10 protein-coding genes and 1 tRNA gene are annotated in these 13035 nt (G+C 62.5%); 6 read left to right on the top strand and 5 right to left on the bottom strand.

Annotated elements, in window-relative coordinates:
* Positions 1–3 precede the first annotated feature (3 nt).
* From ACZ5VE_RS08180 to ACZ5VE_RS08165, 4 genes are all read left to right on the top strand, one after another.
* A complete protein-coding gene (locus ACZ5VE_RS08180; protein WP_464454705.1) occupies positions 4–1122 on the top strand; it encodes a YeeE/YedE family protein in 1119 nt (372 codons plus the stop codon).
* The gene (locus ACZ5VE_RS08175; RefSeq protein ID WP_464454704.1) at positions 1119–1907 is read left to right on the top strand and encodes a tRNA threonylcarbamoyladenosine dehydratase; all 789 of its coding nucleotides are present in this window, start codon (positions 1119–1121) and stop codon (positions 1905–1907) included. Before ACZ5VE_RS08180 ends, ACZ5VE_RS08175 begins: the two co-directional genes overlap by 4 nt.
* Positions 1908–1952: 45 nt before the next feature.
* Positions 1953–2028, top strand: a tRNA-Lys gene (locus tag ACZ5VE_RS08170).
* Between the two features lie 91 nt (positions 2029–2119).
* A complete protein-coding gene (locus tag ACZ5VE_RS08165; protein WP_464454703.1) occupies positions 2120–2371 on the top strand; it encodes a hypothetical protein in 252 nt (83 codons plus the stop codon).
* Positions 2372–2479: 108 nt separating this feature from the next.
* Here ACZ5VE_RS08165 and ACZ5VE_RS08160 read toward each other — a convergent pair whose 3' ends face one another.
* The 5 genes from ACZ5VE_RS08160 to dapC are packed head-to-tail and all read right to left on the bottom strand — an operon-like array spanning position 2480 to position 8293.
* Positions 2480–4504 (bottom strand): ABC-F family ATP-binding cassette domain-containing protein, encoded by a 2025-nt coding sequence (locus ACZ5VE_RS08160; protein ID WP_464454702.1) that lies wholly within the window; start codon positions 4502–4504, stop codon positions 2480–2482.
* Complete coding sequence (locus ACZ5VE_RS08155; protein WP_464454701.1) at positions 4501–5016, bottom strand: GNAT family N-acetyltransferase; 516 nt, start codon at positions 5014–5016, stop codon at positions 4501–4503. Before ACZ5VE_RS08155 ends, ACZ5VE_RS08160 begins: the two co-directional genes overlap by 4 nt.
* A complete protein-coding gene (gene prmB / locus ACZ5VE_RS08150) occupies positions 5013–5900 on the bottom strand; it encodes a 50S ribosomal protein L3 N(5)-glutamine methyltransferase (RefSeq protein WP_464454700.1) in 888 nt (295 codons plus the stop codon). Before prmB ends, ACZ5VE_RS08155 begins: the two co-directional genes overlap by 4 nt.
* Complete coding sequence (dapE, locus tag ACZ5VE_RS08145; RefSeq protein ID WP_464457460.1) at positions 5897–7066, bottom strand: succinyl-diaminopimelate desuccinylase; 1170 nt, start codon at positions 7064–7066, stop codon at positions 5897–5899. Before dapE ends, prmB begins: the two co-directional genes overlap by 4 nt.
* Positions 7067–7078: 12 nt before the next feature.
* A complete protein-coding gene (gene dapC, locus ACZ5VE_RS08140; protein WP_464454699.1) occupies positions 7079–8293 on the bottom strand; it encodes a succinyldiaminopimelate transaminase in 1215 nt (404 codons plus the stop codon).
* 146 nt (positions 8294–8439) lie between these two features.
* On the opposite strand from dapC, the gene smc reads away from it, so the two are divergent.
* Positions 8440–11967 carry a chromosome segregation protein SMC gene (gene smc / locus ACZ5VE_RS08135; protein ID WP_464454698.1) on the top strand — a complete coding sequence of 1176 codons (3528 nt, stop codon included), beginning with the start codon at positions 8440–8442 and terminating at the stop codon, positions 11965–11967.
* Between the two features lie 24 nt (positions 11968–11991).
* Entirely contained in the window at positions 11992–13026 is a 1035-nt protein-coding gene (locus ACZ5VE_RS08130; RefSeq protein ID WP_464454697.1) for a cell division protein FtsZ, read from the top strand.
* Positions 13027–13035 lie beyond the last annotated feature (9 nt).

Below are 13035 nucleotides of genomic sequence, written 5' to 3'. Positions count from 1 at the left end.
CGGGTGATCACGCTCGATCAGCTCCAGCTTCAGACGCTGGCGGTTTTGGGGCTGACTTTTGCACTGTCGGTCTTGGCCGGGGTGCTGTTTCATCGCAGCCACTTTTGCACCTTGGGCGCCATCAGTGACTGGGTGATCATGGGCGACGCCAATCGGGCCAAGCAATGGGCGGTGGCCCTTGCGGTGGCCATTTTGGGTTTCGGCGGCATGTCCTGGCTCGGTTGGGTCAGCCCCGGCAACACCATTTATGCCAGCACGCAGCTCTCCTGGCTCTCATTGTGGTTGGGCGGTGCGCTCTTTGGCGTGGGCATGGTGTTGGGCTCTGGCTGCACCAGCAAGTCGCTGGTCCGGCTGGGCGCCGGTAATTTGAAGTCGCTGGTGGTGTTGATGGCCATGGGCATTGCGGCCTTGGCCACCCTGCGCGGTTTGACGGCCGTGTGGCGGGTGAATTCCATTGATTTGTTGACCGTGGGCACGGGGCCAGGTCCATTTTTGGGGCAATGGCTCGGCCACGCTTCAGGCATGACGCCGTCCTGGGCGGGTTGGGTTTCGGCTTGTGTGGTTTCAGGTCTGCTTTTGCTTTGGGTGTTCAAAGACCGCCAGACACTTCAGCGCTCAACGCTTTTTTCGGGGGCTGGTATCGGGGCGCTTGTGGTCGCGCTGTGGTGGGTCAGCGGGGTGCTGGGCTTTGTGCAAGAGCACCCGCAAACACTGGAGCCCGCATTTTTGGCCACCGCCAGCGGGCGCATGGAATCCATGAGTTTGACGGCGCCTGTGGCTTATTGGTGGGATGCGTTCATGTATTTCAGTGATGGCGGCAAGCGGGTGAGTACAGGCATGGTCATGGTGATTGGCTTGTTGCTGGGGGCCTTTTGCAGTGCCCAGTGGCAAGGCACATTCCGCTGGGAAGGCTTTACCCAAACCGCTGACCTGGGTTGGCATTTGCTGGGCGGCACGTTGATGGGCATGGGCGCAGTCATGGCCATGGGCTGCAGCATTGGGCAGGGCTTGTCGGGCTTGTCCACCCTCAGTCTGGGCAGTGGCCTTGCCGTGTTCGGGATCGTGTTGGGTGCGGTGGCGACCTTGCATTGGCAGATGTACCGCGCGGAGGTCTCGGCATGAGCGATACACCATTTCAGGACGACATCGACGCACGCCGTTTTGGCGGCTTGCAACGTTTGTATGGCGTGTCCGGTGCGCAGTGCATTCGCCAGGCGCATGTGGTGGTGGTGGGCATTGGTGGTGTTGGCTCGTGGGCGGCTGAAGCGCTGGCCCGCAGTGGTGTGGCCCGTCTCACCTTGGTTGACATGGACCACATTGCCGAGTCCAACATCAACCGCCAGATCCATGCGTTGACCAGCACCACGGGGCAGGCCAAAGTGGAGGCCATGCGAGAGCGCATTGCCTTGATTCACCCTGAATGCCAGGTCGACGCCATTGATGAATTTGTCACGCCAGAGAACTGGCCTGCTGTTTTGCCGAGCCAGCCGGATGCGGTGATCGATGCGTGCGACCAGGTGAAGGCCAAGGTGACCATGGCCCAGTGGGCACTCGAAAACAAGGTGGGCTTCATCACCGTGGGGGCCGCTGGCGGCAAGCGTTTGGCGCACAAGGTGGATGTGGATGATTTGTCCCGTATCACCCATGACCCCTTGCTGGCGCAAGTGCGCTACCGCTTGCGCAAACACCATGGTGCAGCCAAGGGGGACAAGCGCATGGGCATTCAAGGTGTCTTCAGCCGTGAAGCCGTAGCGCCACCGGATGCGTCTTGCGTCATTGAAGGCGATGGCACGCTCAATTGCCACGGTTATGGATCGGTGGTCAGCGTGACCGCGACCTTTGGCATGTGCGCCGCATCAGAAATTTTGAATTTTTTGGCAAGTTGCCTTCAGAAGGCCAAAAAATAACGCTATAATTTGAGTCTTGCTACAGTGCACAAATACTGCAGCAAAGGGACCATAGCTCAGTTGGTAGAGCAGCGGACTTTTAATCCGTTTGTCGTGGGTTCGACCCCCGCTGGTCCCACCAAAAAACTAAAAAGCACTTTGTATCTCGGTACAAAGTGCTTTTTTCATGGGCGCACGCGTTGTGAACCCGGATACCCATCGAAAGAGCCTCCATGACCAGCGAATTGAACAGCCCCAATGCATTGAACAAACAGGTGTTGTGCGAGCCTTGCTCCGGTATTCAGCGCAACTGGCGTCGTGCGCCTGGCCATGCCGAGTTGGTGCAAGGTGCCAACCGCAAGGAGCAGCGCGAGTCAGGTCAAGCCACCATCACGGCGTACCGCTGTGACCGCTGCGGCACAGCTTGGGAATACGAAAACAACAAAGCCGATCAGCATGCCGGCTGGTCCGTGGTGGGCCGATAAGCTTGGCCGTGTTTGCGGCCACACCTGTGGCCGATGTCCGGTGTTTGTACCCGATAAAAAAGGGGCCCATTTTCATGGGCCCCTTTGTTTTGGGTGCTTTCAATGGCCTCAGGCTGTTTCTTCCAGCAAATGCGTCAGTTCGAGCCAGCGCTCTTCCAGCGTGGTCACTTCGTCCGACAAGGCTTTCAAGCGGCGGCCCGCTTCGGCAATTTCTGCGGGCGGCAAAGGGGCGCTCAGTTGTTGTTCGAGTTGGCTTTTCTCTGCTTCGATGCTGGCCATGCGCTGCTCGTTTTGTTCGAGTTCGCGCTTCAAGGGGCGGGTTTGTGCGGCCAGTTGCTGGCGTTTTTGGGCATCGAGTTTGCGCTGCTCGGCGCTGCTGATGCCATTACTGCCGTTACTGCAGGCAGGTGCGGTGGCCGCCACGGGGGCAACCGCCACCGCGATGACCGGAGCTGCTTGAGTAGCGGGCACAGCCGCTGAGCCCGCCGAGTCGCGTGCGGCATTTTTGGCCACTTCGCGCAGGCGTTTGGACTCTTCGAGCAAATAGCGCTGGTAATCGTCCAAGTCGCCATCAAACGGCTCGACCTTGCCCCGGCCCACCATCCAGAACTCGTCGCACACGGCACGCAGCAAGGCGCGGTCGTGGCTGACCAGCATGACGGTGCCTTCGAATTCGTTGAGCGCCATCGACAGCGCTTCGCGGGTGGCCAAGTCCAGGTGGTTGGTGGGTTCGTCCAGCAGCAGCAGGTTGGGGCGTTGCCACACGATCATGGCCAGCACCAGGCGGGCTTTTTCGCCGCCGCTCATGGTGCCCACGGCCTGCTTGACCATGTCGCCGGTGAAATTGAAGGTGCCCAGGTAGTTGCGCAGGTCCTGCTCGCGGCTGGGCTCACCGCTGTTGGGTCCCAGTTCCTTGGCCAAGCGGATCATGTGCTCCAGCGGCGTGTCTTGCGGGTGCAGCACATCGAGTTCTTGTTGCGCAAAGTAGCCGATGTTCAAGCCCTTGCCTTCGGTCAGCGTGCCCGCCAGCAGCGGCATGGTGCGGGCAATCGTCTTGACCAGGGTCGATTTGCCCTGGCCGTTGGCCCCCAATATGCCAATGCGCTGCCCGGCCAGCACCGATTTGCTGACACCTTGCAAGATGGCCTTGGGTTCGTCTTCCACCACATAGCCAAAGCTGGCTTCGCTGATGGCCAGCATCGGGTTGGGCAGGTTGTTCGGTTCCTTGAAGCCGAAAGTGAACTCGGCGTCGGCCAGCAGCGGGGCCACTTTTTCCATGCGCTCCAGCGCCTTGACCCGGCTTTGCGCTTGCTTGGCCTTGCTGGCCTGCGCCTTGAAGCGGTTGATGAACTTTTGCAGGTGGGCGATCTTGTCTTGCTGTTTGGCAAACGAAGCTTGTTGCAGCTCCATTTGCTGCGAACGCAAGATTTCAAACGCACTGTAGTTGCCGCCGTAGCGCGTCAGTTTGGCGTGGTCGATGTGCAAGGTGACATCGGTCACTGCATCCAGAAACTCGCGGTCATGGCTGATCACGATCATGGTGCCCGCATAGCGTTGCAGCCAGGCTTCCAGCCAGACCAAGGCATCCAAGTCCAAGTGGTTGGTGGGTTCGTCCAGGATCAGGATGTCGGAGGGGCACATCAGGGCCCGGGCCAATTGCAAGCGCATGCGCCAGCCGCCTGAAAAACTGTTCACGGGGTTGTTCAGCTCGTCGACCCGAAAGCCCAGACCCAAAATCAGGGCTTCGGCGCGGGGCATGGCGTCGTGGTCACCCGCGTCGGCCAGGTCGGTGTAGACGTGGGCCATTTCCATGCCGTCGCCGCTTTCTTCGGCCAACACCAGGCGCTGGCGCAATTCAGCCAGACGCGTATCGCCTTCCAGCACAAACTCGGCGGCGGGTTGGTCGGTTTCGGGCATGTTCTGTGCCACCTGGGCCATGCGCCAGGCTTTGGGCATGTCGAAGTCACCACCATCCTCGTTCAAGCTGCCGTTGAACAATGCAAACAGGGTGGATTTGCCTGCACCGTTGCGTCCGACCAGACCGACCTTTTCTCCGGGGTTGAGGGTGACCGAAGCTTGGTCAAGCAGCACTTTGGTGCCGCGGCGGAGGGTCACGTTTTTAAGAACAATCATGTGGTGTGGGTTGTGACGGCGTTCAGCGCCGTCAAGGTCATGCCGAGGTAAACCAGATCAGGGTCTGGGTGGTTTTTGAAAGCGGGCATAGGGGTGAAGCCCATGCGTTGGTAAAGGCCCAGAGCGAGGGTGTTGCTGCGCCAGGTGCTCAGCCCCATGCGGGTGAAACCTGCTGTACGGGCTTGTTCGATGAGGTGTTGTGTGAGTTGTCGCGATGCACTGAGGCCACGAAATGCAGGACGCACATACAAGCGTTTGAGTTCCGCAAGCCCCGCTTCCCGCGTGGTCGTGAATGCACCGCAGCCGACCAGTTGCTCAGGCGTCTGGATCAACCACGCCTGACCTTGCGATCCCGAATAACGCTCTTGCGGCTGCTGGATGTCGCCGTGGATAGAGCTCATGCCCGGGTTGTTCAGGTCTGCACTGGCGTACTCGCGCATCAAGCCCACGAAAGCGTTCCAATGCGCAGCTTGCTCGACGCGAACCCGCTCGAAAGTCATCGAAGGGCTCATGCCAGCTTGGGCGCGAGCAAGGCTGCACGGGTGATGAGCAGCACCTGGTCTTCGCCTTGGCTAGTTTCCAGCCAGGCGACTTCCAAGTTGGGAAAGGCGTTTTCAAAATGCGCGCGTTCGTTGCCGATCTCCAGCACCAGCACCGCTTGCTCGCTCATGCGCGAGGGTGCATCCTTGAACAGTTGGCGCACAAAGTCCATGCCGTCCGTGCCGCCAGCCAAAGCCAATTCGGGCTCAGCGCGGTATTCGGCGGGCAGGGCGTCCATGCTGGCCTGGCACACATAAGGCGGGTTGCACAGGATCAGGTCAAACGGGCCGGGCAATGCGCTCAGGCCGTCGCTGTGCACCAGATTCACGCGCTCTTGCAGGTCGTGACGTTCCACGTTGATGGTGGCCACCGCCAGCGCATCGTCGGAAATGTCGGCCCCGGTCACCTGCACCTCGGGCCAGGCCAGCGCCGCCAGCACCGCCAGGCTGCCGTTGCCGGTGCACAGGTCCAGCACTTGCCGGGTCTGGTCGCTCAGCCAGGCGTCAATGGTGCCGTCAGCCAGCACCTCGGCAATCAGGCTGCGGGGCACGATGGCGCGTTCGTCGATGTAAAACGACACGCCTTGCAACCAGGCTTCTTGCGTCAGGTAGGCGGCAGGCTTGCGGGTGGTGATGCGCTCTTCGATCAGCGCGGCGCAGGCCGCTTGCTGCTCGGGCGTCACTTCGTGGCTGCTCACCTCGTCCAGATCGGTATCGAGCGGCAGGCCCAAGCGCCACAGCACCAGCCACACAGCTTCGTCAAAGGCGTTCAGAGTGCCGTGACCGAAGGCCACGCCCGCCTGAGTCAGTCGTTCAGTCGATGTTTCGATCAGGTCGGAAAGGGTCAAGGCGCTCATGCCGACAGGCCCAGGTTGAGTTGTTCCAGCGTGCGACGGTAGATGGCTTTGAGTGGCGCGATGTCGCTCAGCGCCACATGTTCGTTGACCTTGTGGATGGTCGCATTCGGTGGGCCGAATTCGATCACTTGCGGGCAGATCTGCGCGATGAAGCGCCCGTCGCTGGTGCCACCGGTGGTGGACAGCTCGGTGGTCAGGCCGGTTTCGTCGGCAATCGCTTGTTGCACGGCGGCCACCAAGGTGCCGGGGGTGGTGAGGAAGGGCCGGCCGCCGAGGGTCCAGTTCAGGCTGTATTTCAGGCCGTGCTGGTCCAAAACGGCTTGCAGGCGCTGCTGCAGGCTTTCGGGCGTGGATTCGGTGCAAAAGCGGAAGTTGAAATCGACCACGCAGTCGCCGGGGATCACGTTGCTCGCGCCCGTGCCTGCGTGGATGTTGCTCACCTGCCAGCTGGTGGGCGGGAAGAAGGCGTTACCTTCGTCCCAGCGGATGCTGACCAATTCGGCCAGCGCTGGGGCCAGGCGGTGGATCGGGTTGTCGGCCAGGTGCGGGTAGGCGATGTGGCCTTGCACGCCGTGCACGGTGAGCTTGCCGCTCAGGGTGCCGCGTCGGCCGTTTTTGATCATGTCACCGGTTTGCTGCACCGAGGTGGGCTCGCCCACGATGCAAAACTGGGGCGCTTCCCCTCTTGCGACCAGTTGCTTGCAGACCACCACGGTGCCATCGAGCGCCGGGCCTTCTTCGTCGCTGGTCAGCAAAAAGGCGATGCCCAAAGCCGGGTTGGGGTGGGCCGCCAAAAACTCCTGCACCGCCACCACCATGGCCGCCAGCGAGGTTTTCATGTCACTCGCGCCCCGGCCAAACAACTTGCCGTCTTTGTGGGTGGGGGTGAAGGGGTCGCTGTCCCATTGCGTGAGCGGCCCGGTGGGCACCACGTCGGTGTGACCGGCGAAAGCCAGGGTCTGGCCCGAAGTGCCGGCGCGTTTGGCCCAGAGGTTGCGCACGCGAAAGGTCTCGGGGCCCGAATCCATGAATTCGCAGACAAAGCCCAAGGGTTTCAGGGCGTCAACCAAGAGGTCCATGCAGCCCGCGTCATCTGGCGTGACGGACGGCTTGGCGATCAGCTGCTCGGCCAGGCGCAGGGTGTCGTGACAGGTGGTCATGTTCATGGTGTTCACGGCTCAGACTTTGCTGGGGTGGGCGCGCACAAAGCGGGCGATGCGCTCAGCCGCTTCCAGGCACTCGGCGGTCTCGGCCACCAGCGCCATGCGGATGCGACCTTGGCCGGGGTTGCCGCCATTGAAGTCACGCGCCAGGTAGCTGCCGGGCAGCACGGTGACGCTCTCGGCTTCGTAAAGTGCTTTGGCAAACGCCGCGTCGTCGCCTTGCCAGCCTGCTGGCACACCGGCCCAGAGGTAAAAGCTCGCGTCGGGCAGTTTCACATCCAGCACTTCGGCCAGCACGGGCGTGACCTGGGCGAATTTGGTGCGGTACTGGTTGCGGTTGTCCACCACATGGCTTTCGTCGCCCCAGGCGGCCACGCTGGCCGCTTGCACCACGGGGCTCATGGCGCTGCCGTGGTAGGTGCGGTACAGCAGGAACTGTTTGATGATGGCTGCGTCACCGGCCACAAAGCCGCTGCGCAGGCCGGGCACATTGCTGCGTTTGCTGAGACTCGTGAAAGCGATCAGGCGCTTGAAGTCGGTGCGGCCCAGCTGGTGGGCGGCTTCCAGACCGCTCAAGGGGGCTTCTTCGCGGAAATAAATCTCGCTGTAGCACTCGTCCGAGGCGATCACGAAACCGTGTTGGTCGGACAGGGCAAAGAGTTTTTGCCATTCGGACAGCGGCATGACCGCGCCCGTGGGGTTGCCGGGCGAGCAAACGAACAAAAGCTGGGTGCGGGCCCAGACCTCGGCGGGCACGCTGTCCCAATCGTTGGCAAAGTTGCGCGCCGGGTCGCTGGGCACGTAATACGGCTCGGCCCCCGACAGCAAGGCCGCGCCTTCGTAGATTTGATAAAACGGGTTGGGGCTGACCACGGTGGCACCGGGTCGGGTCGGGTCGATCACGGTTTGTGTGAGGGCAAACAGGGCTTCACGCGAGCCGTTCACAGGCAGCACCTGCGTGGCCGGGTCCAGCGTCAACTGATAACGGGTTTGCAGCCAGGCGGCGCAAGCCTTTCGCAGCGCAGGCTCGCCCGCGGTGGCCGGGTAGGCCGACAAGCCCGTGGCGACCGACGCTTTGAGTGCTTCCTGAATGAAAGCGGGCGTGGCGTGTTTGGGTTCGCCAATGCCCAGGCTGATGGGCTTGAGCGCGGGGTTGGGCGTGACGCTTGAAAACAGGTGTTTCAGCCGCTCAAAAGGATAGGGCTGCAGCTTGGCGAGAAGGGGATTCATCCCCCGATTATCCGGGATCATCCGGGCAGGTCCGCTGGGTTAATATTGAAGACTGTTTGAATGGCCTGGATTCAGGCCTTTTGTGCAGAGTGGCGATGCCCAAGCGTCGTCATTTTGTATTCTCTTTTTAGATTGTCCTGACCGCCGTGCGCCTCAATTCCATCAAGCTTTCAGGCTTCAAATCGTTTGCCGAACCGACCAACTTCTTGCTGCCCGGGCAGCTGGTGGGCGTGGTCGGCCCCAACGGTTGCGGCAAATCCAACATCATGGACGCGGTGCGTTGGGTGCTGGGCGAGTCCAAGGCGTCCGAGCTGCGTGGCGAGTCCATGCAGGACGTGATCTTCAACGGCACCACCACCCGCAAACCCGCCAGTCGCGCCAGTGTGGAGTTGGTGTTCAGCAACGACGACCACCGTGCGGGCGGCCAATGGGGCCAGTTTGCCGAGATCGCCGTCAAGCGCGTGCTCACCCGCGACGGCAACAGCAGCTACTACATCAACAACCAGCCGGTGCGCCGCCGCGACGTGCAGGACGTGTTTCTGGGCACCGGCTTGGGCCCCCGCGCCTACGCCATCATCGGCCAGGGCACGATCAGCCGCATCATCGAGTCGCGCCCTGAAGAGCTGCGCCTGTTCCTCGAAGAGGCTGCGGGCGTTTCCAAATACAAAGAGCGCCGCCGTGAGACGGAAAACCGCCTGTCGGACACCCGTGAGAACCTGACCCGTGTCGAGGACATCCTGCGCGAACTCAACGCCAACCTCGAAAAGCTCGAAAAACAGGCCGAAGTCGCCACCCGCTACAACCAGTTGCAGGCCGACAGCACGCTCAAGCAGCACCAGCTGTGGTTCTTGAAGCGCCGCGATGCCGAGAGCGACCAAGGCAAGGTCAAGTCCGATGTCGATCAGGCGGTGAACGCGCTCGAATCGCGGATTGCCGACCTGCGCCACGTCGAGGCCGATCTGGAAGCCATCCGCCAGGCGCACTACGACGCGGGTGACCAGGTCAACCAGGCGCAAGGTGCTTTGTACGAGGCCAGCGCCGAAGTGGGCCGTCTGGAAGCCGAAATCCGCTTTGTGGTCGAAGGCCGCCAACGCGCCGAGCAGCGACTGCAGCAACTGGTGGAACAAACCGCCCAGTGGGGCACCCGCAGCGAAGACGCGCAGGCCGAGCTGGAGACCTTGTCTGAGCAGGCCGCGATGGCCGAAGACCAGAGCATGACGTTGGCCGCCCAGGTGGAAGACCAGGCCATGGCCTTGCCCGATCTGGAAGAAGCCCTGCGCAAAGCGCAAAACGACGCCAACGCCCAGCGTGCCAGCGTGGTGCAGGTGCAGCAGCAAATTGGTGTGTTGGCCGCCGACCAGCGCAACGTTGAAGAACAATCGCGCCAGCTCGACCAGCGCCGCGAGCGCCTGCTGACCGACCGCAACGCGCTGGCCGCCCCCGACGAAGCGCGCCTGAACAACCTGCGCGAGCAACTGGCCGAAGCCGAAGCGCTGGCCGCCGAGTCGGAAGCCCGTCTGCAGGACTTGCAGGAGCAGGTGCCCCAGCTGGACGAAGACCGCCGCACCCGCCAAAAGGCCGTCAACGACGAGTCGGCCCGGCTGGCCGATCTGAGTGCCCGCATCGACGCGCTCAAGGCCTTGCAGGAAAAAGTGCGCACCGACGGCAAACTCAAGCCCTGGCTGGCCAAACACGGCATGGACGGCCTGGAAGGGCTGTGGAGCCGCATCCATATTGAAGCCGGTTGGGAAAACGCGCTCGAATCGGCCTTGCGCGAGCGCCTGTCGGCCCTCGAAGTCTCGCGTCTGGACATGGTGCGGGCCTTCGCCGCCGATGCGCCACCGGCCAAACTCAGCTTTTTCAGCCCGCCGCTGGCCGCCAGCGCCGTGCCGCGCAGTGGTTTGCCGGGCGGCTGCCGCCCCTTGGCCGAGCTGCTGCGCATCCCGGACGCCGGTTTGTCGGCCCTGCTGGCCGACTGGCTGCAAGGCTGCTTCACGGCCCCCAACATCGAAGATGCGCTGGCCTGGCGCAGCCAGTTGCAGGCAGGCGAAACCCTGTATGTGCAGGCCGGCCACGCGGTCGATCTGAACAGCGTGGTGTTTTACGCGCAGGACTCCGAGCAAGCCGGTTTGCTCGGCCGCGCCCAAGAGATCGACAACCTCGAAAAACAGCTGCGGGCCCAGACCCTGATTGCCGAAGACAGCCGCAGCGCCCTGGTGCGCGCCGAAGCCGCTTATGCCGATGCCTCGCAGCGCCTGATCACCGTGCGCCGCGAAGCGGCCGAGAACCAGTCGCGCACCCACGGGCTGCAGGTCGAGACTTTGCGCTTGTCGCAGCTGGTGGAGCAAACCCGCGCCCGCAGCGAGCAGATCAGCAACGACCTGGCCGAAGTCGAGGCCTTGCTCGACGAGCTGCAAGAGCGCCGCGTGACAGCCGAAGCCCGTTTTGAAGAACTCGACATGCAGCTGGCCGACACGCAAGAGCGCCACGCCCAGCTGGACGAGCGGGTGATCGAGTCCGAGCGCAAGCTGGCCGAATGCCGCGAACAGCAGCGCAGCCTGGAGCGCCGGGCGCAAGAAGCCCAGTTCTCGCAGCGCAGCCTGGACGCCCGCCGTGCCGAGTTGCAGCGCACCATCGAGACCGCGCAGCAGCAAGTGACCAGCATCGACGCCGAAATGCAGCGCGCCCGCGACGAACTCGGTCGCCTGACCGATGCCGCCGCCCAAGCGGGCTTGCAAAACGTGCTGGCCATCAAGATGGAGCGCGAGCAGGCTTTGGCCGCCCGCCGCAGTGCCTACGACGACCTGACCGCCAAACTGCGCGCCAGCGACGAGCGCCGGGTGGCTTTTGAGCGCGAACTCGACCCGCTGCGCCAGCGCATCACCGATTTGCAGCTCAAGGAACAAGCGGCCCGCCTGGGGCTGGAGCAATACACCCAGCTGCTGGCCGATGCCCAGGCCGATCTGGAGGCCGTGGCCCAGTCCATCGAAGTGGGTCAGGTGCGCGTGACTGGCCTGCAAGGCGAGATCGACCGCATCCACCGCGAAATCACGGCCCTCGGCCCGGTCAACTTGGCCGCGCTCGAAGAGCTGAGCACCTCGCGCGAACGCAAGACCTTCCTGGACTCGCAAAACGCCGACTTGACCGAGGCCATGAACACGCTCGAAGACGCGATCCGCAAGATCGACGCCGAAACCCGCGACCTGCTGGGTGGCACCTTCAAGATCGTCAACGAGCACTTCAGCCGCATGTTCCCCGAGCTGTTTGGCGGCGGCAATGCGCGCCTGGTGATGACCGGCGACGAGATTCTGGACGCCGGTGTGCAGGTGCTGGCCCAGCCGCCCGGCAAGAAGAACCAGACGATTCACCTGCTGTCCGGTGGCGAAAAAGCGCTCACGGCGATCGCGTTGGTGTTTGCCATTTTCCAGCTCAACCCGGCCCCGTTCTGCTTGCTGGACGAGGTGGACGCGCCGCTGGACGACGCCAACACCGAACGCTATGCCAAGCTGGTCAAGGGCATGGGCAAAGAGACCCAGTTCCTGTTCATCAGCCACAACAAGATCGCCATGGAAATGGCCGAGCAGCTGATTGGCGTGACCATGCAGGAGCAGGGCGTTTCCCGCATCGTGGCGGTGGACATGGAGTCCGCAGTGTCTATGGCCGATGTGGCCTGAGGTTTTTGATTTATGTTGGATTCAATGAGTTCCTTGCAATTGAGCTTGGCCGGTATCGGTGCCCTGACCTTGGGGGCCGTGGTGATTTACAACTACTGGACATCGCGCAAAAATGCGCCGCGTCAGGCAGAGCCCCCCTTGGAGCCATTGGGTGCCGCCGACACGGCCCAAGAGGCTTTCGAGCCGCGAGAGCCCGTCTTGACCGATGACTTCTCCAGCTTGCCGCAGCCCGAACGCAAGCCGCTGCTGGATGCCCTGATCGATGTCATTGCCACCATCGAGGTGGATCACCCCGTTTCTGGCGATGCGGCACTGGCCGCTTTGCCCGTGACCCGCCGCGTGGGCACCAAACCTTTCCATGTGGAAGGCTGCAGTGATTTGAGTGGGGAATGGGAGGCCTTGGTGGCGGGGCGTCGCTATTCTGCGTTTCAGGCGGGCGTGCAGCTGGCCAACCGTGTGGGTGCACTGAACAACATCGAGTTTTCAGAGTTTGTGGTCAAAACCCAGGCCTTTGCCGATGCCGTGGGCGGCACGCCCAGCTTCAGCGACATGCTCGAAGAGGTGGCGCGTGCACGAGAGCTGGACCAGTTTGCCAGCGCGCACGACGCGCAACTGAGCTTCACCTTGTGTGCCCGCGCAGCCGCCTGGAGCCCGGGCTACATCCAGCAGCACGCGGCGCGTCTGGGTTTTGTGGCTGGGGTCATTCCGGGGCGCATGGTCTTGCCTTCGGCTGTGGCCGGTTTGCCACCCATCTTGTCTTTGGTTTTTGACACCCAGGCGGCTTTGGCCGATGACCCGGCCTTGTCCGCCATCCGCGAGTTTTCGCTGAGCTTGGATGTGCCGCAAATTGCGCGTGAAGACCATCCTTTTGCGCGTTTGCGTGAAGTGGCGCGCTTGCTGGCAGAGAACATGGACGGTGTGGTGACGGATGGCAACGGCCAGATTTTGGGTGAAGACGTGCTCGACCAGATCGCCAACGATTTGCACCAGCTGTATGACGCCTTGGACGCGCGGGAGTTGTCTGCGGGTTCGCCGCAAGCGCGTCGCTTGTTCTCCTGATTCGGGCGA

The sequence above is a fragment of the Limnohabitans sp. INBF003 genome, from assembly GCF_055396645.1.
This window is presented reverse-complemented; position numbering and strand designations above follow the sequence as displayed.

Excerpts from the sequence above, each read along its gene's own strand:
- ACZ5VE_RS08175 (WP_464454704.1), top strand. The coding sequence starts at position 1,119 with ATGAGCGATACACCATTTCAGGACGACATCGACGCACGCCGTTTTGGC.
- ACZ5VE_RS08165 (WP_464454703.1), top strand. The coding sequence starts at position 2,120 with ATGACCAGCGAATTGAACAGCCCCAATGCATTGAACAAACAGGTGTTG.
- ACZ5VE_RS08160 (WP_464454702.1), bottom strand. The coding sequence starts at position 4,504 with ATGATTGTTCTTAAAAACGTGACCCTCCGCCGCGGCACCAAAGTGCTG.
- ACZ5VE_RS08155 (WP_464454701.1), bottom strand. The coding sequence starts at position 5,016 with ATGAGCCCTTCGATGACTTTCGAGCGGGTTCGCGTCGAGCAAGCTGCG.
- prmB (WP_464454700.1), bottom strand. The coding sequence starts at position 5,900 with ATGAGCGCCTTGACCCTTTCCGACCTGATCGAAACATCGACTGAACGA.
- dapE (WP_464457460.1), bottom strand. The coding sequence starts at position 7,066 with ATGAACATGACCACCTGTCACGACACCCTGCGCCTGGCCGAGCAGCTG.
- dapC (WP_464454699.1), bottom strand. The coding sequence starts at position 8,293 with ATGAATCCCCTTCTCGCCAAGCTGCAGCCCTATCCTTTTGAGCGGCTG.
- ACZ5VE_RS08130 (WP_464454697.1), top strand. The coding sequence starts at position 11,992 with ATGAGTTCCTTGCAATTGAGCTTGGCCGGTATCGGTGCCCTGACCTTG.